The 18,630-nt window shown below is 48.6% G+C and carries 16 protein-coding genes; 9 read left to right on the forward strand and 7 right to left on the reverse strand.

The window, feature by feature from the left end; translation table 11 throughout:
* Positions 1-32 precede the first annotated feature (32 nt).
* The 3 genes from IEV19_RS01955 to IEV19_RS01965 form a co-directional block, all read right to left on the reverse strand.
* Positions 33-2,030, reverse strand: coding sequence for a protein-disulfide reductase DsbD family protein (locus tag IEV19_RS01955; RefSeq protein ID WP_188369023.1), 1,998 nt, complete (start codon positions 2,028-2,030; stop codon positions 33-35).
* Positions 2,027-3,334 (reverse strand): tRNA lysidine(34) synthetase TilS, encoded by a 1,308-nt coding sequence (gene tilS / locus IEV19_RS01960; protein WP_188369024.1) that lies wholly within the window; start codon positions 3,332-3,334, stop codon positions 2,027-2,029. The genes IEV19_RS01955 and tilS overlap by 4 nt, the downstream gene beginning before the upstream one ends.
* 72 nt (positions 3,335-3,406) lie before the next feature.
* Positions 3,407-3,940, reverse strand: a complete 534-nt coding sequence (locus IEV19_RS01965) for an NADPH-dependent FMN reductase (RefSeq protein WP_188369025.1) — start codon at positions 3,938-3,940, stop codon at positions 3,407-3,409.
* A 124-nt stretch (positions 3,941-4,064) separates the two neighbouring features.
* Here IEV19_RS01965 and IEV19_RS01970 point away from each other — a divergent pair, with 124 nt between their 5' ends.
* The gene (locus IEV19_RS01970) at positions 4,065-5,249 is read left to right on the forward strand and encodes a heparan-alpha-glucosaminide N-acetyltransferase domain-containing protein (RefSeq protein ID WP_188369026.1); all 1,185 of its coding nucleotides are present in this window, start codon (positions 4,065-4,067) and stop codon (positions 5,247-5,249) included.
* Positions 5,250-5,254: 5 nt separating this feature from the next.
* Here the strand turns inward: IEV19_RS01970 and lpdA are convergent, their stop codons facing one another.
* Together lpdA and IEV19_RS01980 are read right to left on the reverse strand one after the other, a co-directional pair.
* Complete coding sequence (gene lpdA, locus IEV19_RS01975) at positions 5,255-6,661, reverse strand: dihydrolipoyl dehydrogenase (protein ID WP_188369027.1); 1,407 nt, start codon at positions 6,659-6,661, stop codon at positions 5,255-5,257.
* Between the two features lie 92 nt (positions 6,662-6,753).
* Positions 6,754-7,209, reverse strand: coding sequence for an Lrp/AsnC family transcriptional regulator (locus tag IEV19_RS01980; RefSeq protein WP_188369028.1), 456 nt, complete (start codon positions 7,207-7,209; stop codon positions 6,754-6,756).
* A gap of 155 nt (positions 7,210-7,364) precedes the next feature.
* Here IEV19_RS01980 and IEV19_RS01985 point away from each other — a divergent pair, with 155 nt between their 5' ends.
* The 8 genes from IEV19_RS01985 (at position 7,365) to ribB (ending at position 16,797) form a co-directional block, all read left to right on the forward strand.
* Positions 7,365-8,585 (forward strand): aminotransferase class I/II-fold pyridoxal phosphate-dependent enzyme, encoded by a 1,221-nt coding sequence (locus IEV19_RS01985; protein ID WP_188369029.1) that lies wholly within the window; start codon positions 7,365-7,367, stop codon positions 8,583-8,585.
* 63 nt (positions 8,586-8,648) lie between these two features.
* Complete coding sequence (gene nhaC, locus IEV19_RS01990) at positions 8,649-10,136, forward strand: Na+/H+ antiporter NhaC (RefSeq protein WP_188369030.1); 1,488 nt, start codon at positions 8,649-8,651, stop codon at positions 10,134-10,136.
* A gap of 102 nt (positions 10,137-10,238) precedes the next feature.
* On the forward strand, positions 10,239-10,745 hold the full coding sequence (tpx, locus tag IEV19_RS01995) for a thiol peroxidase (RefSeq protein WP_188369031.1): 507 nt from the start codon (positions 10,239-10,241) through the stop codon (positions 10,743-10,745).
* Entirely contained in the window at positions 10,738-11,103 is a 366-nt protein-coding gene (locus tag IEV19_RS02000) for a diacylglycerol kinase (protein ID WP_188369032.1), read from the forward strand. Before tpx ends, IEV19_RS02000 begins: the two co-directional genes overlap by 8 nt.
* Before the next feature lie 63 nt (positions 11,104-11,166).
* Complete coding sequence (locus IEV19_RS02005) at positions 11,167-13,512, forward strand: DNA translocase FtsK (RefSeq protein ID WP_188369033.1); 2,346 nt, start codon at positions 11,167-11,169, stop codon at positions 13,510-13,512.
* A 3-nt stretch (positions 13,513-13,515) separates the two neighbouring features.
* Positions 13,516-14,160 carry an outer membrane lipoprotein periplasmic chaperone LolA1 gene (lolA1, locus tag IEV19_RS02010; protein ID WP_188369034.1) on the forward strand — a complete coding sequence of 215 codons (645 nt, stop codon included), beginning with the start codon at positions 13,516-13,518 and terminating at the stop codon, positions 14,158-14,160.
* A 73-nt stretch (positions 14,161-14,233) separates the two neighbouring features.
* Entirely contained in the window at positions 14,234-15,658 is a 1,425-nt protein-coding gene (locus tag IEV19_RS02015; RefSeq protein WP_373284824.1) for an LptF/LptG family permease, read from the forward strand.
* Positions 15,655-16,797, forward strand: coding sequence for a 3,4-dihydroxy-2-butanone-4-phosphate synthase (gene ribB, locus IEV19_RS02020; protein WP_188369036.1), 1,143 nt, complete (start codon positions 15,655-15,657; stop codon positions 16,795-16,797). The genes IEV19_RS02015 and ribB overlap by 4 nt, the downstream gene beginning before the upstream one ends.
* Here the strand turns inward: ribB and IEV19_RS02025 are convergent.
* Positions 16,794-17,996, reverse strand: a complete 1,203-nt coding sequence (locus IEV19_RS02025; protein WP_188369037.1) for a DegT/DnrJ/EryC1/StrS family aminotransferase — start codon at positions 17,994-17,996, stop codon at positions 16,794-16,796. The two genes, ribB and IEV19_RS02025, sit on opposite strands and share 4 nt — an antisense overlap.
* Before the next feature lies 1 nt (position 17,997).
* Positions 17,998-18,630 carry a nitroreductase family protein gene (locus IEV19_RS02030; protein WP_188369038.1) on the reverse strand — a complete coding sequence of 211 codons (633 nt, stop codon included), beginning with the start codon at positions 18,628-18,630 and terminating at the stop codon, positions 17,998-18,000.

Genomic DNA, 18,630 nt, shown 5'->3' on the forward strand with positions numbered 1-18,630 from the left:
AAAGATAGTACTTTTAAACACCCGAAAATTGCCTATCGATCACTTACCGCAATATTTCGCTGATAAGCACGGAAGTTCGATATCCCTTCTTTTAACCACGACTCGTAGGTATCGCTATCCGTATTCTGTATGGAGGAATTCAAGACGTACAGGTCGGGCGATAGCATGACATAATAGGGCTGGGAAGCTGCATTGAAGTTGATGGTCTGGAAAGTACCCCATTTTTCGCCCACAGCATCTATGGCCTTGATCCTACCGGAGTCGAATTGATATCGGAAGCGCTCTTCCTCGGGCAAAGGCTTGCGGTCGTCCACATAAAGTGAAATCAGCACAAATTCTTCGTTGAGCAACCGGAAGACTTCGGGGTCGCTCCAGACATGCTCTTCCATTTTACGGCAATTGACGCAGGCCCATCCGGTAAAATCGAGAAGTATGGGTTTGTTCTCCTGCTGGGCGTATAGTCTACCCGACTCAAAATCCTTGAAACAGTTGATGCCCAGGGGACAATCGCTTTCCTGTTCGGCCAGGGTGTAGAAATCAGGAGGAGGGAAACCGCTGAGCAATTTCAGGTTTGTGACCTCCAGGGTTCCCAATAAAAGGTATACACAGAATACTGAAGCCAGTAGTCCTGTGGCCTTTCGGGTACCGGATAGTTTCGAGGGCTTTGCATCATGGGGGAAGCGGAATACACCAAAGAGGTAGAGCGCCAGCAACAAAAAGATCAGGATCCATATCCCGAGGAAGATCTCCCTTTTGAAAATCCCCCAATTCCCGACCAGGTCGGCATTCGACAAGAATTTGAAGGCCAGGGCCAGTTCCAGAAAACCGAGAACCACCTTGACTGTAGTCATCCACCCGCCCGACTTAGGCAAGGTCTGAAGCCAAGCCGGAAAAAGGGCAAATAGGGCAAAAGGCAGGGCCAGGGCTACCCCAAAGCCCAGCATACCTGCTGAGAGGTTGACAGCCACATCCCCTTCGGCAAGGGCAGTACTCCCAAGAAGTCCGCCAAGTATAGGACCTGTGCAGGAAAATGAGACAATGGCCAGGGTCACCGCCATAAAGAAGATACCAAGGGCCCCTCCTACCCTGTTCGAAGCCGAATCCATTTTGTTAGCCCAACTGCTGGGAAGGGTGAGTTCGTAGTATCCGAAAAAGGAAAATGCGAAAAAAACAAATATCAGGAAGAAGAACAGGTTGAGCCAGATATTGGTGGCGATCGTGTTTAGGATCTGCGAGTCCACCGAATCAAAGACGTGGAACGGCAAGCTCAGCAAAAAATAGATGAGGATTATAAAAAACCCGTATAGTGACGCGTCTACAATACCTTTGGTTCGGCTTCTGGATTTCTTGGTAAAGAAGGACACGGTAAGCGGAATCATCGGGAAAACACAGGGCGTTAGCAGGGCGATCAATCCCCCGAGGAAACCCAGACCAAAGATTACCAAAAGGCTGCTCTCGTTGCCTTCTGAATCTGAGCTTACCTCTCTGAGGACCTCTTTGTTCTTAAGATTCAGTTTAAGGGCCTCAGCCCTGGCAAGACTGCCAGCATCGAGTGTCTCCTGCTCTACAATGATCTCCTGCCCATCCAGGGAAAAATAAAATACTTCATCCTTGGGGATGCAAACTTCCTTACATACCTGATAGAAGAGCTCTACCTGTATCTGCTTTAGATCGGGATCGAGCAATCGCACCTTTTGCCTGAATACAGCTTCCTTTTTAAAGAAGGTTTCTTCTACCTCAAAAATTTCGCTGTAGGCTTTCTGGGTCTCACTTTCCAGGGTGCCTCCCACTAGCTCGTAGTCTTTCCCGGCGTTCACGTAGGTGAATTCGCTGGGAAGAGAACCCCCCTCAGCGGTGAATTGTGAATACACGTGCCAGCCTTCTTCTATGGTGCCTTTCATCACAAGCTCGTAATCTCCTTCCCCGGTTGAGATAAGCTCCTGTGTCCATTGTACAGGATCTTCTCCGTCCTGGGCCACAGAGGCAATGGAAAACAAAAAGATCGTAATTATGTTCAAAAATTTCTTCATTCGCTCGTCGTAATCTTGAGTATCTCTTTCGTATCTGCCGTGATCTTGAAACGATCGTCCGCCCTTCTCCCTATGATCCAGACGATCTCATCCCCGCAACAAAGCAGCCATTGTTTTTCCTTGGCCACAGCATCCATTTTTTCGTCCTTGAAAAATTTGGCTACCTTTTTTTTCCCATCCATTCCCAGGGGGTAAAAGTAGTCGCCTTTTTGCCATTTCCTGACAGTCAGTTTATCGTTTAACGTTTCTTTATCAACATATAGTATGGTGTTGTTCTTTTCCTCAATTTCCTTTACCTGCTCCACCTTCAGTCCGAGCGGAAGGTCTCCGGTGTCCAGGGATACCTCGGTTTCTTCTGGAGCTTCAACTTCACCGGTTAATTGCTGTAGTATCAGATGCTCCCGATCTTTGATGAGTCGGTGTGTGGCAGACCGCACCTCTTTACCGCTGAGCGAGGCTGTCAGGCTGGTAATATCTCCCCAGGAAGTGAAACCATACGGTTTGAACAATTCATAAAGAAAAGCTTCCAGAGGTTTGAAATCCTCGATCCTATTGAGGGAGATCTTAAAACCTTCCTGATAGGGTTCAAACAAATCCTCTCGAATTTCATCGACAAAATGCGCAAGTAATTCGGAGGTATGGGTAAGGTGCTTCAACGTCTTTCTGAAATTTCTCTGGAAGGTGGGATGGAGTTCCCTGAGGCGAGGGACTACTTCGTGCCTTATCTTATTCCTGAGGTATTTGGTGTCCTCATTGCTCAGATCTTCCCGCCAGTCGATCTTATGCTCATTGGCGAAGGCCAGGATCTGCTCCCGGGTAAAGGGAAGCAAGGGCCTCAGTACCTTGTCAGATTCTGCAGGAATCCCAGTAAGCCCTTCTATACCGGTTCCTCGGGACAGGTTGATCATAAAGGTTTCCAGGGCATCATCCAGGTGGTGGGCCGTAAGTAACCAGGAATATCCCTGGGTTGAAATCAATTCACCGAACCACCTGTAGCGCAATTCCCTGGCAGCCATCTGAATAGAAAGTTTTTGGGTAGAGGCATAGGCCACGGTGTCGAATGAGATTGTGAAATATTTCACCCCGAGGGAGTCTGCGAGATCACTCGTAAAGCGCTGATCTTCGTCACTGTCCTCTCCCCTGAGGTTGTAATTGCAATGCGCCAGGGCGAAATCCACCCCACATTGCACACAGAGATGAGCGAGGACCACGCTGTCTACCCCTCCACTACAGGCAATGATCACCGGATCCTCAAGGATCTGGGGAAAAGAATTTACGATATGTTCCCTGAATGTATCGGTCACCTTGCAAAGGTAAGAAAGAAAGGGATGGCACCCTCGGCACCTTCTGATCTCAGATCGGCAGGCAAGGACAACTTAAAGGCTCTGAAGCCATTTGTCAAGTGCCTGCTGATGTTCTCCGGCCAGTTCCTGATCTGTAATACCCTTCCCGATCTCAAAATTATGCCTGAAAGAGGGTAAGGAAAAGGTAGAGACGATCTCCCCTCCGAATCTTGGCAGAAGCTTCTCAGTGACCGACAGCGATGAAGAGGCCCCACGCTTTCCAGGAGATGTACTCATGAGAAAGATCTTGGTGTTGTCGAGGAAATTGAGTTCGAGCCGACTCAGCCAGTCGAGCAGATTCTTAAAAAATGAAGAAGGATTACCGTTGTGTTCATTCACTGATAACAGGAGGCCCTCTGCTTGATGGATATCGTCCCTGAATTCTGCCAGGGAGTTGGTATATCCATATTCCTTTTCGTGGTCCACACTGAACATGGGAAGGTCGAACTCTGCCATATCCATCAGCTGAATTTTGTGCCCTTCAATGAGGCTTATCGTGTGTTTTACAAGTTTAAAATTGATGGAAGTGGAAGAATTGCTGCCGGCAAAGGCTAGTATTTTACTCATGGCATTATTGGTATTACGATCGCGAAAATACCCTAAAAATGAATGAATTGTGAACTATTTGGCTAATTTTGCGCCGTAAAAGATCCAGGGACCCCCGGTTTGGAGTATATAGGGGTAATAGACTATGGAGACCAAGACTAACAGACTACATTTTATTGACGCCATGCGGGCCTGGGCGATCCTGATGATGCTTCAGGGCCACTTCGTGGACGGGTTACTGGATCCTGTTTACAGGGATCCTGGCAATGGTGTTTATTCTGTCTGGAGATACTTCCGAGGGATCACAGCCCCGGTGTTTTTTACGGTGTCCGGGTTTATCTTTACCTATCTTCTGATTCGCGTACCTCAGACAGGTTTCTCGAACCCGCGGATCAGGAAAGGTATCCGCAGGGGACTGCAGTTGCTGCTGATCGGATATCTCCTAAGGCTGAATCTTGGCGGTCTGTTACAGGGTAAATTGTACAATGCATTCTTTCTTGTAGACGTGTTGCATTGTATCGGGATTTCCATCATGGTGATCATAGGGGTATACCTGCTGACCTCCCGGATGAGAAAATGGATGCTGCCGCTCTCCCTCTTATCGATTACCCTTTTGTTGTTTCTCTTGGAACCTGTGTATTCCAACTGGACCTTTGCTGCCCTCCCAGAGGCTCTGGCGAATTATTTTACCAGAAGCAACGGCTCGGTCTTTACCATAATTCCCTGGGTGGGATATACGGCATTTGGCGCTTTTCTCGCCGTTGTGTTCAGGAGGTATCACACGCACAGGAATCTTTATCCAAACGCCATTTGGCTCTCCCTGATCGCCGGTGTCGCTTTGGTGTATTATTCCTCCCCCTTCTTTACCTTTCTCAATCAATTGAGCGGAATCAGCCTGTTTTCAGACATAGTCTCAAACAACTATCTCTTTATCCGACTGGGTAATGTGATGATCGTCTTTGCGGTCTTTATGCTGCTCAGACAGTGGCTGGTAAACAATACCTTGTTGCGATTAGGCCAGAACACCCTGTCTATTTACGTGATCCACTTCATCATTCTCTATGGAAGTTTTACGGGACTGGGCCTGTACAGATTCTTCGACCATAGCCTGGCTCCTGATATGGTCATTCCGGGTGCCATCCTCTTTATGGTCGCCTGCTCCTTTGCCGCCCTTCAATACGACAAACATGAAGTCTATATCAAGGGGCAACTAGCTTTTGTCGGTCAAGCCCTTAAAGGCATTCTCCTCAAAGCGTATTACGTTTCTTCCGAATTCCTTATCCTTCTGCAGGACAAGATATTGAGACTTATTAACGTAAGTAAAGGTTAATCTATTTAGACATGTAATGCACGGTCAGCTGTTGCTGCCAGAGCTGCTTCTTTCACTGCCTCTGCGTACGTGGGATGAGCATGACTCATGCGTGAGATGTCCTCGGCAGAAGCGCGGAATTCCATAGCCGTAACGGCTTCCGTGATCAGGTCGGCGCATCGGGCTCCGATCATATGTACCCCCAGAACCTCATCCGTATTCTTATCTGCGAGGATCTTGACAAACCCGTCTATGTCCATGCTGGCTCTCGCCCTTCCCAGGGCCCGCATGGGGAATTGACCCGATTTATAAGCTATTCCACTTTCCTTCAGCTGTTCCTCCGTTTTGCCCACAGAAGCTACCTCAGGCCAGGTATATACTACGTTTGGAATCAGGTTATAATTGATGTGGGGTTTTTGGCCCGCCAGAATCTCGGCAACCATAGTGCCTTCTTCCTCCGCCTTGTGAGCGAGCATGGCGCCCCTTACCACATCTCCGATGGCATAGATATTCGGGATATTGGTCTGCAGATGGTCATTGACTTCGATCCTGCCTTTCTCATCGACCTTCACACCGGCTGCTTCCGCATTGAGTCCGTCTGTATAGGGCCTTCTCCCTACTGATACCAGGCAGTAATCCCCTTCGAGGGAGAGCTCTCCCCCCTTTGGATCATCGGCCACAACTGTAACGCTCTTACCCTTTCTCTTGACGGATTTAACCTTATGTGAGAGGTAGAATTTTACTTTTTGTTTTTTCAGCACGCGCATGAGCTCCTTGGACAGGGCTCCGTCCATGCCGGGAATGATTCGATCCATAAATTCTACCACACTTACATCTGCTCCCAAGCGGCTGTATACCTGCCCCAGTTCCAGGCCGATTACGCCACCACCTATGATGATCATATGCTTGGGAACATCCTTTAATTCAAGGGCTTCGGTGGAAGTGATGATGCGTTCCTTATCCAGAGTGATAAAGGGAAGGGAAGCAGGTTTGGACCCGGTGGCAATGATAATTTTCTTTGCCTCTATGGTGGTTGATTTCCCTTTTTCTGGTTTTATATCGATATGAGTGGCGTCCTTAAAACTGCCGACCCCCTGGAAGACCTCTATCTTGTTCTTGTCCATCAGGAACTGTATCCCTTTGGTCGTCTGGTCAACTACGGCCTGTTTGCGGCCGATCATCTTCTCCAGGTTTACTTTTACCTCACCCGGAATTTCGATCCCGTGCTCTTCAAAATGTTTTACAGCATCCTCGTAATGATGGCTCGAATCCAGCAATGCTTTTGAGGGGATACATCCCACATTGAGGCAGGTACCTCCAAGGGTTGCATATTTCTCGACGATTGCAGTTTTCATACCCAGTTGAGCGCAGCGAATAGCCGCCACATACCCTCCGGGTCCGGAGCCGATTACGGCCACATCAAATTGAGACATAGGGATATTTTATATGTTAGTGCTAATAAGGGAATTTTCATTTTCCCGGGTGTCAAAAATACGAATGTTTTTGGTTTTGACCACATCGGGAACTATCCCAGAGATATGGCGGTCGACGCCTTTACCTCACTGATCACAAAGGAACTCTGGGTACTGCCGATATTATTAAGGGCGGTTAGTTTATTGACCATGAAATCCCTGTAGGCCACCATGTTGGCCACGTGGATCTTGAGGATGTAATCGTAATCCCCGCTGACGTGAAAACATTCTGAAACTTCTTCCAATTGCTGCACTTCCCGCTCGAACTGAAGGACATATTCCTTGATATGCCGACTGAGCCTTACTTGGCAAAGGACGGTAAAGTCCATCCCCGCCACCTGCTTGTCGACCAGGGCGACATATTTCCTTATCAACCCCTCCCTCTCCAGGCGTTTGATCCTTTCGTATACGGCGGTTGTAGAAAGGCCCAGGTCCTGTGCATATGCCTTGGTCGTCCTTTTACAGTCGTCCTGCAAAAGTGAAAGCAATCGCTTGTCCGTTTGATCCATTATGAGCTGATTTTGATTCGGAGCGATACGTTCCTATCTATAAAATAATTATTTATAATCTACAAATATATGTTTTTATAGAATAATATTCTATATAATATCTTTTATATTGATATTTATTCCTTTCTTTTTTAATTTTACAAAAAACAACAACCATGAGTAAATCAGCTACAGATAAGATACAGGACCTGCATAATTTTGGGGAATTTGGAGGGGTAAACCCTTCTATTTCAGACTCTTCCACTTACACCTTCCTGTCGGCCAAGACCATGTTCGACACCTTTGAAGGGAATACAGAGGGTTGTTATCTCTACAGCCGCCATTCCTCCCCTTCAAATCTCTACCTGGGAGAAGCCCTGGCTGCCCTGGAGGGCACAGAAACGGCCAATGTGACGGCCAGCGGAATGGGAGCAATCACAGCAGTGATACTCCAGCTATGCGATGCCGGGGATCATCTGGTCAGCAGTCGAACTATCTACGGAGGCGCCTATGCCTTTATGAAAAACTTTCTAAAAAAGTTTGATATCAGCGTCTCATTTGTAGACATTACTTCTTCGGAGGCTGTTGAGAAAGCTATCACCCCGAAAACCCGGATGATCTACTGTGAGTCTGTGAGCAATCCTCTCCTCGAAGTGGCCGATATCCCAACCTTGTCGGGCCTGGCCAAAAAACACGAGATACCCCTGGTGGTAGACAACACCTTCTCCCCCCTATCCATCGCCCCTGCAAAACTAGGGGCCGACGTGGTCATCCACAGCCTGACTAAATTCATCAACGGGACCAGTGATTGTGTAGCCGGGGTGGTCTGCGGGACCAAGGATTTCTGCCTTGCCTTAAAAGACGTGAATGACGGGGCCGGCATGCTCCTGGGCAGTACCCTCGACAGCCTCAGGGCCGCTTCCATCCTGAAAAATATGCGCACCCTGCACATCCGCATGAAGAAACACAGTGAGAACGCACTCTACCTCGCCAAACATTTTGAAAAAGACGGCCTGAGAGTCGTCTACCCGGGGCTTCCCTCCCATCCAGGTCACCAACTAATGAAAAAGCAGTTTGTATCCGAATTCGGATTTGGCGGAATCCTGACCATCGATGTGGGCAGTCTGGAGAAAGCCAACGAGCTTATGGAGCTTATGCAGAAAAAGAATCTGGGCTACCTGGCTGTCAGCCTAGGTTTTTACAAGACCCTCTTCAGTGCCCCCGGAACTTCCACTTCCTCGGAAATTCCTGAAGAAGAACAAGAGTCTATGGGTCTTACAGACGGACTGATACGTTTTTCCATCGGATTGGACAATGACATACATCGCACTTACACCACGATGAAAACCTGTATGGTACAGTTGGGTATCCTGAGCAAGGATACTATATCCGTCTAGGCGCCGGGGTTTGCAGAACCGTGTCTAAAATTGTAATATTACCGCCAAACTAAAAACCGGTAGATGGCGGCCAAAAAATCCAGTGCTCACAGGGAAAACGAACATATTGTAGACAACAGGGAATTGAATATTTGGGAGGCGTTGATCCCTGTGATCGCCCTGGTGGGTATGCTGGCTTACAACGTCTATGTCTTCGGTGACAATGCGATCAGCGGTTCTAATCAGTTTATCCTCCTGATGGGAGGTGCTGTGGCAGCTATTGTAGGCTTTTTCAATAAGGTCTCCTACCGGCAGATGCTGGCAGAAGTAGCTGAGAATGTAAAATCGACTACTGGCGCCCTCCTTATCCTGCTCATGGTAGGAGCTCTGGCCGGTACCTGGCTGGTAAGCGGGATCATCCCTGCCATGATCTACTACGGCCTGCAGATTCTCAACCCTACCATTTTTCTGGCAGCCTGTGTCATTATCTGTGCCATCATCTCTGTGGCCACAGGCAGCAGCTGGACTACCGCAGCTACCGTCGGGATCGCCCTGATCGGAATTGGGGAAGCCCTGGGCATTTCTTTAGGGATGACTGCCGGAGCTGTACTTTCAGGCGCTTATTTCGGCGATAAGATGTCTCCTCTCTCAGACACCACCAACCTCGCTCCGGCGATGGCAGGAGGAGAGCTGTTCGGGCACATCCGATATATGACCCTGACCACAGTTCCAACAATAACGATTACCCTGCTGGTTTTTATTATTATCGGGCTTAATCTGGAGACCACCGGGGTCGCTGATACTGCCAGCATACTCTCGTCCATCGATGCCACCTTTACGATCAATGGCTGGCTGTTCATCGTGCCTGTTGTAGTCATTTTACTCATCGTCAAAAAAGCCCCTCCCCTGATGGCTCTTTTAATCGGGACCTTGCTCGGTGGGGTTTTCGCCCTGATCTTCCAACCGGGGATCGTGGCCGGACTTACCGGTACCAGTGAGCTTACTTTTGAATCCGGTTACAAGGGCATCCTCAATGCAATTACAGTTGAAACTTCCATCGCGACCGATAACCCGGCCCTGAATGACCTGTTCTCTGCAAAAGGAATGTACGGGATGCTGGGTACTATCTGGTTGATTATTTGCGCCATGGTATTCGGGGGGATCATGGATGGTATTGGAGCCCTTTCACGGATCACCAAGTCACTTCTGTCCCTGGCAAAGACCGCCTTTGGGCTCTTTGCGAGCACCGTAGGAAGCTGCATCGCCCTGAATATCACTGCATCAGACCAGTACCTGGCCATCGTCGTACCCGGAAAAATGTTTGCTAAAGCCTATGAAGATCGCGGTCTGGCCCCGGAGAACCTTAGTCGGACCCTGGAAGACTCCGGAACCGTAACCTCCGTCCTCATCCCCTGGAATACCTGTGGTGCCTACCACAGTGGCGTCCTGGGTGTAAGTGTGGCTGAATATTTTGTGTACGCCATTTTCAACTGGCTGAGTCCGATCACGACACTGACATTTGCCGCTCTCAGGATTAAGATCAAGCAACTGACCACCCGCACGACTGTTTAAGCGTTCAATTTATCTTAACAATAGAGTAAATAAAGAAGAATTGTCGACCGTGAAAACGTGTTATTTTCCCTAATTTCGGAGCTGAAAAAGACCTGTGTACTTATGGCATTGATTCAGTTTACCGGAACATCGGCCCATACCTCTGGCGAATTGCCTGCTGTGGGCAGTATAGCCCCGGATTTTGAACTTACAAAAAGAGACCTCACTCAGATTGCTCTTAAGGATTTCAAAGGCAAAAAAATGGTTTTGAATGTCTTTCCTTCATTGGAAACGGACACCTGCGCACTGTCCGTTCGCGCCTTCAACTCACTGGCAGCCAAGATGGAAAATACGACCGTACTCTGTATCTCCAGGGATCTCCCTTTTGCCCAGAGCAGGTTCTGCGGGGCGGAGGGCATAAACCGTGTGATGATGCTCAGCGACTACAAGGACAAGGGATTTGCGGAGGCTTATGGCTTGCTTTTTACTGACGGCCCCTTTGAAGGGTTACTCGCCAGAGCTGTAATAGTACTGGATGAAAACAGGAGAATAGTCTACACGGAAATGGTCAAAAACATAGGGGTTGAACCCAACTACAAATCCGCCCTGGAGGCATTGCAAAATGACTGAGGAATCCCTGATCAAGAATCGGTTCAAAGGTTTTTACTTCGCCTTTAAAGGAGCTTTGTTGCTGCTAAGGACAGAAAGAAGCATACAGGTGCAGTTTTTTATAGCCCTCCTGGTCACCGGAGCAGGGTTCTATTTCGACATCTCCCCGGTGGAATGGATCTTGCAGACCCTTGCTATCGGACTCGTGATGGGTGTTGAAGGGGTGAACACCGCGGTGGAAAAATTGTCGGACTACATACAACCTGAAAGGGATCCCAAGATCGGATTCATCAAGGACATCTCTGCAGGTGCGGTCATGTTCGCGGCCATTGCTGCCACGGTCGTTGGTTTGATCATCTATCTGCCCAGAATTTTTTAGGCGGAGCACGCAGTCCGCATCCTCCCTAAATTTGTATTTTTACACCATGAACAGCATGCATTGATGGCGACCAAGAAAAAAAAGTCCAAACCTACAGCTTCCAAAAAATTAAGGTTTTCCAGACAGAATAAGATCATTCTGGGGAGCCTGTTGATTTTTTTGAGCATCGCTCTGTTCTTTTCCTTTGTTTCATTCTACTTCACCTGGCAGGACGACCAAAGCCTGCTGACAGAGTTTGCCAACAGGAATGAACAGGCAAAAAACCTGCTGAATAAATTTGGAGCCAGTGTCAGCCATTACATCATGTACAGGGGGTTCGGATTATCATCCCTGATCATTCCCTTCCTCTTGAGCCTTACAGGGCTTTACCTCTTCCTGAGCATCCCACTGAAAAATCTTTGGAACAAATGGATTTGGGGTTTGGTCCTGCTTATCTGGATTTCAATTACCCTTGGCTTCTTCGCAGATACCCAGCCTTTGCTCGGAGGCCTCGTAGGCTATGAAATGAATGATTTCCTCCAGGATTACACAGGGAAGATCGGGGTTTTCCTAATTCTTCTCTTTATGCTTACCATCATCCTGGTCAGGTTATTTAAGCTTACACCTGAAGGGGTAGCCCGTTTCTTTAAGTCGAAGTCAGCCTCCGTCGCTGCCGATTTCAAAAAGGCCCAACCCGAGGCCAGTGAACCACTCCCGGAAGATGAGGATACAGAAGTAATACTGGACACCTATACCCACAAAAAAGATATCCCCCACCTGGATCCCTCGGCAGAAGAGAAAAAGGTCGACACCGGCAAGCCTGATCCGGCGGAGGATGAGATCGCCATGGAAGTAAATACGGTTACAGACGAAAAGGAGGAAAGTGATCTTCTCTCTGATAAACTGGTAGCTGATTTCGGGGAATTTGACCCCACGCTCGAACTGAGCAATTACAAGTTCCCACACCTCGACCTTCTCGATCCGCACGGGTCCGGCGGTGGGATCACCATCAACCAGGAGGAACTGGAGGAGAACAAGAACAAGATCGTCGAAACCCTCAAGAATTACAAGATCGGGATCGCCCAGATCAAAGCCACAATCGGCCCTACGGTTACCCTTTACGAGATCGTACCCGATGCCGGGATCCGCATCTCGAAGATCAAGAACCTGGAAGACGATATCGCCCTTTCGCTCGCAGCTCTGGGGATACGTATTATTGCTCCTATCCCGGGTAAAGGTACCATCGGTATAGAGGTACCCAATAAAAAAGCGACCACCGTTTCCATGAGATCCGTGATCGCCTCAAGCAAGTTCCAGAAAGCCGAAATGCAGCTTCCCATTGCCTTCGGTAAGACTATCAGCAATGAGACCTTTGTGGTAGACCTGGCCAAAATGCCCCACCTGTTGATGGCGGGGGCCACCGGACAGGGAAAATCCGTAGGACTCAATGCCGTCCTGACCTCACTGCTCTACAAAAAACACCCGGCTGAGGTCAAGTTTATCCTGGTCGATCCCAAAAAAGTGGAACTCACCCTTTACAATAAGATCGAAAGGCATTACCTGGCCAAACTTCCTGACTCCGAAGAGGCCATCATCACCGACAATACCAAAGTGATCCATACCCTGAATTCCTTATGCATCGAAATGGATAATCGGTATGAGTTGCTTAAACAGGCCATGGTTCGGAATATCAAGGAATACAACGCCAAGTTCAAAGCGAGGAAGCTCAACCCCAATGACGGTCATACCTTTCTCCCTTACATAGTGCTGGTAATAGATGAATTTGCAGACCTGATCATGACAGCCGGCAAGGAAGTGGAAACGCCTATAGCCAGGCTTGCGCAACTGGCAAGGGCTATTGGGATCCACCTGATTATCGCCACTCAGCGCCCATCGGTGAATGTGATCACCGGGATCATCAAAGCCAACTTCCCGGCCAGGATCGCTTTTAGGGTGACCTCTAAGATCGATTCCCGCACCATTCTCGATTTCCAGGGAGCAGATCAGTTAATAGGCCGGGGTGATATGCTCTTTACACAGGGCAATGACATTACGAGGATCCAATGCGCTTTTGTGGATACGCCGGAGGTAGCCAAGATCACCGATTATATCGGTTCACAGCGGGGGTATACCAGTGCACACCTATTGCCTGAGTATTCAGGAGAAGATTCTGGCACAGGTATTGATTACGATATTTCGGAAAGGGATGCCATGTTCCGGGATGCTGCCGAGGTAATCGTAACGGCTCAGCAGGGATCGGCCTCCCTGATCCAGCGAAAGCTGAAACTGGGGTATAACCGGGCAGGGCGGATCATAGATCAGCTCGAGGCTGCGGGAATAGTAGGACCCTTTGAGGGAAGCAAGGCACGTGCCGTACTGGTTCCCGATATCTATACCCTGGAAAAAATGTTGAATGAAGAAACCAAATAAGACATGAAAAAAATTAGTATACTGACCCTGATCCTTTTATTGGGAAGCCAAGTGTTTGCCCAGGATGCCGTCAAGGCCAAAGCATTGCTCGACGAGGTGTACAACAAGGTGCAGAGTTATAACAACATCGAGGTGACTTTTAAGTATACCCTGGAGAACAAAGAGGCTAATATCAACCAGGAAACCCGGGGGGATGTCACCCTGCAGGGAGAAAAGTACCTCTTTAACTACCTGGGGTCACAGCAACTGTTTGACGGAAAAAAGGTCTACACCATCGTACCCGAAAATGAGGAAGTGACCATAGAAGACCAGTCGGATGATGAAAATACCATCACCCCCTCCAAATTGCTGACCTTCTATAAAAAAGGATACAACTACGCCTGGGATATCCTTCAGAATGTGCAGGGGAGAAAAATACAGTATGTGAAATTAACTCCTATCGATACACATTCTGAGATCTCTAATATCCTTCTTGGAATCGATGCTCAGACTAAGCATATCTACAAGCTCATCGAAACGGGGAAGAACGGCACCAAGACCACCATAACTGTTAATTCTTTTAAAACTGACCAACCGTTGTCAAAAACCTTGTTTACTTTTAACGAGGCCAAATACAAAGACGAAGGCTACTATATCATAAGAAACTAGCATCTTGAGGATCCTAGACCAGTATATTCTCAGTCGGTTCCTGTACAACTTCTTCAGTTCGTTTGTGATCCTGATGTTCATTTTCATCTTCCAGACGATCTGGCTCTTTATTGACGATATCGCCGGGAAAGGCCTGGACATCATCATCATCGGGAAATTCCTTTTTTACCTGATGCCCAACCTGACCGAAAAGGTCCTTCCGCTCACGGTATTATTGTCTTCCATTCTCACCTTCGGTGCCTTCGCGGAGAATTACGAATTTGCTGCCATGAAGGCTTCCGGGATCTCCCTGCAGCGCTCTATGCTGAGCCTGATCATCCTGGTTACCTTTCTCGGAGGGGTGACCTTTTATTTTGCCAATACGGTCATCCCGGCCTCAGAACAGAAGATCTACAACCTTCGCCGGAATATTGCCAAAGTGAAACCGGCAGCGGTGATTGAAGAAGGTGTGTTCAGTGACTTTGAGGGGATGAACATCAAGGTTGACAACAAATTCGGGGAGAACGACAAATACCTGCAAAATGTGATCATCCACAAGAAATCGAACCTCCAGAAGAACAATACAGTGATCAAGGCCAATTCAGGAGAGTTGATAAGCAGTGAGGAATCGGACATCATTCAACTTGTACTTTCAGACGGACACTATTACGAGGAACTGGTCCCCAATTCAGCCGAAGACCGCAAGCACTTTCCATTTGCCAAGGCGGAGTTCGATACCTACACCATCAATATAGAAGTCCCTGAGAACACCCAGGATCTGGAGGAAGAACGCAATATCCGGACAGACAAGATGAAGAACATCTCCCGCCTCAGGAAAGACATCGATTCCATTCGGGAGAACAATCTGACGGTTGTAGGGGCATTTTCCAAGAACATCGTGACCAGGCTGGGCGCCTTTGCCCCATTAGCAGAAAATGACTCTCTGAGCACTACACAAACCTATACGGCTCCTCAAAGGGACTCCCTGCCGGCTTCCAACCAGGCCTTGGATTCCGTAACCAATACGACAGAAGTCCTCAGACTATACCATGATTACCAGCAGCGGCAGATAATCAGCTCTGCCTCCAATGCCATTTCCAACATCCTGAACTCGGTAAGCGGAAAGAAACAGGACATCGAGAATAAATACAAGATCTACAATATGCACATCCTTTCCCTCCACAAAAAATACGCCCTGGCGCTGTCATGCATCATCCTGTTCTTTGTGGGGGCTCCCCTGGGGGCGATCATCCGGAAAGGCGGACTCGGGCTGCCAATGGTAATCGCCATCGTACTATTCCTCGCTTATTATTTTATTGGGGTGTTTGCCGGCAATTACGCTAAGGAAGGGAACATCCATCCGGTGCTCGGAGCGTGGCTATCTACCTTAATAATGTTACCTTTGGGGATATTTCTCACCCGGAGGGCCACGGCAGACAAGGGATTGATGAGTTTCGGACATGTTTGGGACACGATCTCGGAGGGAATTAAAAAAAGATTTAAACGCAAGACCAAATGACGGTTAGCAAGGAAAAGAAAATACAACTAAATACGATCGAAGAGGCCATTGAGGACATCCGCCAGGGTAAGGTGGTGATCGTGGTAGACGATGAGAACAGGGAAAATGAAGGGGATTTCATCGCTGCGGCAGAAATGGTGAGCCCTGAGATGATCAATTTTATGGCCAAGCACGGTCGGGGATTGATATGTACCCCCCTGACCGAGAAGCGATGTGAAGAACTGGACCTGACCATGATGGTGCAGAACAATACGGTCATGCACCATACACAATTCACGGTTTCCGTAGACCTTATCGGACACGGATGTACCACCGGTATTTCGGTTCACGACCGGGCTAAGACCATCAAGGCACTTGTAGACCCCGAAACCAAAGCCCACGAATTGGGCAGACCAGGCCATATCTTCCCTCTGAGGGCTAAGAATGGGGGCGTGCTCAGGCGGACAGGGCATACGGAAGCAGCCGTTGACCTGGCCAGGCTAGCAGGGTTCCAACCTGCAGGGATACTGGTTGAGATACTCAATGAGGACGGAACCATGGCGAGGCTGCCCCATTTAGCAGAGGTAGCCCGGAAATTCGACCTGAAACTCATCTCAATAGAAGATCTGGTGGCCTACAGGATGCAGCATGACAGTCTCATCGTGAAAAAGGAATGTTTCGATGTGGAGACCCGTTTTGGAAAATTCACTCTCCACGCCTATCAGCAGACCACCAACGAACAGGTTCATATAGCCCTTACCAAGGGGTTTTGGAAACGAAACGATGCCGTGCTTACGAGGATAAATTCCACCCTGGTCAACAATGATATCCTGGGTACCTTGACCAACAACGCGGAGAAAAAGCTCGATGATATGTTCAAGGCGATCAACAACGAAGGGACTGGAGCCATTGTCTTTATCAATCAGACCAGTGAATCCCTTAACCTGCTGAACCGACTCAAAGGGCTGAAGGAAAATCAGGCCAAAGGGATCATGAAGGCACCAGGGATCGATATGGATACCAAAGATTTCGGGATAGGGGCGCAGATACTGCACGACCTGCATATCTGCAAGATGCGAATCCTCACCAACAGCGGTCAGACCAAACGGGTGGGAATCGTTGGCTACGGCCTGGAAATCGTGGAATACGTACCGTATTAGGCGGAACTCAAAATCTTACTCAGTACTTCCTTCATTTTTTCACCCCTTTGCGCAGCTTCTTCCCTGCTCCATCCTAGTTTGACCAGGCAGGAAAGATTACGGCCCATCCAGTGATCTGATTTGGGAAATGTCCTGTTTTTTAATCCGGACAACCTGAGCTCTACATCCCTGCTGACAGGCCCCAGAGACTTGAGTCCGGTCAGGTGTTCCCATTTGCGGTAATAGTGCCAGTTGTTGTCGTACCAATAAAAACATCCGTCGATACCCTCAGCTACCAGCGCCTTTTGAGCTTTTCTGGCCAACGCCTCAGAAGGCAGGAAGAAATTCATGAAGGAGTAATTCTGAACCCCTGTTTCTGGAACTTTCCTCATCGTGATACCTTTCAGACCGGCAAGGTTCTCTTCCAGGATGTGGTAGTGGTTCTCCTGTATCCTGAGAAAGTCGTCCAGCCTCTTGATCTGTGCTACTCCTACCGCAGCATTTAGCTCGGAGATCCTGAAGTTATAGCCCAGGAAAGGGTGCGATTCAGCCCCTCGATCTTTCCCCACATGGTCGTGTCCGTGGTCTGAGTAATGGTCTGCATTTCGATAAAAGGTCTCGTTGTCTGTGATGAGTCCGCCCCCTTCCCCACAGGTGATTGTCTTCACATAGTCGAACGAGAAGCATCCAACATCTCCATAGCTGCCGAGGGGTTTTCCCTCATAACTGCCTCCAATCGCCTGGCAGGCATCTTCAATCAGCAGGAGGTCGTGTTTTTTACAAATGGCACTAAGAGGTTTCAGGTCGGCCATAGAACCGCACATATGCACAGGCATGACGGCCTTTGTGCGATCTGTAATGGCTTTTTCAACGGCTGCTGGATCCAAACAGAGGGTATCGTCAATATCAGTGAGGACGGGGATGGCACCCAGAGCGAGGACAGCTTCAAAACTGGCCACAAAGGTAAAGGTGGGGATGATCACTTCATCTCCGGCACCAACCCCTGCGCTCGCCAGGGCAACCGTCAGGGCAGCTGTTCCACTGCTCACGGTCTGGGCAAAACGGGTATTCATGCGACTGGCCAGGGCCTGTTCCAATTCCCTCGCTTTCCAGTGGCCGTTGCGCATCCCGTCGAACCCGTAGCGCATCAGCACCCCGGAGTCGAGCACATCCTGTACCTCAGCCCTTTCCAGGGCACCGAACATCTCAAATCCAGGCATTTTATTCTATCCGTATAATGGTTTCTTCGAGATCCCGCCTCACCTTCTTCAATCCGGAAAAGAAATCGTCATCTGCCCGTTTCCCTACCGGGAGAACCAGCACAGAAGACAGGTGCATGGAATTGAGCTCCAAAAATTCGTCATAGGCCGAAGGATCAAACCCTTCCATAGGGCAAGCGTCTATTCCTTCCACCGCACAAACTGTGAGCAAGTTTCCCATTGCCAGGTAGGCCTGGTTCGTGGCCCATTGTTTTATTTCCTTTGTATGTTTTTTGGAGAAACTATTGATGAGCGACTCCCTGAAAGGGTTCAGGATTTTTTCGCTGGTTCCTCGTACAGATTTTACCTTTTCGAAATATTGGGTAATGTAATCCTTGTCTACATTGGTTTCTATACAGATCACGAGAACATGAGAGGCCTGTGCGACCTGTTTTTGTCCATAAGAATGCTTTACTAATTCACCCTGCTTCGATTTATTTTGCAAAACCACAAGTCTAATGGGCTGTAATCCGTATGAAGTTGCAGTCAGATTGAACGCATGAATCAGGCGGTCGATCTTCTCTTTCGGGAGTATGGCCTCCCTGTCGAATTTCTTAACGGCATATCGCCACTTTAATCGTTCTATACTGTCCAT

Origin of the sequence: Muriicola marianensis (assembly GCF_014638095.1) — a bacterium.
GTDB classification, from domain to species: Bacteria; Bacteroidota; Bacteroidia; order Flavobacteriales; family Flavobacteriaceae; genus Muriicola; species Muriicola marianensis.

Excerpts from the sequence above, each read along its gene's own strand:
- IEV19_RS01970 (WP_188369026.1), top strand. The coding sequence starts at position 4,065 with ATGGAGACCAAGACTAACAGACTACATTTTATTGACGCCATGCGGGCC.
- IEV19_RS01985 (WP_188369029.1), top strand. The coding sequence starts at position 7,365 with ATGAGTAAATCAGCTACAGATAAGATACAGGACCTGCATAATTTTGGG.
- tpx (WP_188369031.1), top strand. The coding sequence starts at position 10,239 with ATGGCATTGATTCAGTTTACCGGAACATCGGCCCATACCTCTGGCGAA.
- lpdA (WP_188369027.1), bottom strand. The coding sequence starts at position 6,661 with ATGTCTCAATTTGATGTGGCCGTAATCGGCTCCGGACCCGGAGGGTAT.
- IEV19_RS01965 (WP_188369025.1), bottom strand. The coding sequence starts at position 3,940 with ATGAGTAAAATACTAGCCTTTGCCGGCAGCAATTCTTCCACTTCCATC.
- IEV19_RS02025 (WP_188369037.1), bottom strand. The coding sequence starts at position 17,996 with ATGCCTGGATTTGAGATGTTCGGTGCCCTGGAAAGGGCTGAGGTACAG.
- IEV19_RS02000 (WP_188369032.1), top strand. The coding sequence starts at position 10,738 with ATGACTGAGGAATCCCTGATCAAGAATCGGTTCAAAGGTTTTTACTTC.
- IEV19_RS02015 (WP_373284824.1), top strand. The coding sequence starts at position 14,234 with ATGTTCATTTTCATCTTCCAGACGATCTGGCTCTTTATTGACGATATC.
- IEV19_RS02030 (WP_188369038.1), bottom strand. The coding sequence starts at position 18,630 with ATGGACAGTATAGAACGATTAAAGTGGCGATATGCCGTTAAGAAATTC.
- nhaC (WP_188369030.1), top strand. The coding sequence starts at position 8,649 with ATGGCGGCCAAAAAATCCAGTGCTCACAGGGAAAACGAACATATTGTA.
- ribB (WP_188369036.1), top strand. The coding sequence starts at position 15,655 with ATGACGGTTAGCAAGGAAAAGAAAATACAACTAAATACGATCGAAGAG.
- IEV19_RS01980 (WP_188369028.1), bottom strand. The coding sequence starts at position 7,209 with ATGGATCAAACGGACAAGCGATTGCTTTCACTTTTGCAGGACGACTGT.
- IEV19_RS01955 (WP_188369023.1), bottom strand. The coding sequence starts at position 2,030 with ATGAAGAAATTTTTGAACATAATTACGATCTTTTTGTTTTCCATTGCC.
- lolA1 (WP_188369034.1), top strand. The coding sequence starts at position 13,516 with ATGAAAAAAATTAGTATACTGACCCTGATCCTTTTATTGGGAAGCCAA.
- IEV19_RS02005 (WP_188369033.1), top strand. The coding sequence starts at position 11,167 with ATGGCGACCAAGAAAAAAAAGTCCAAACCTACAGCTTCCAAAAAATTA.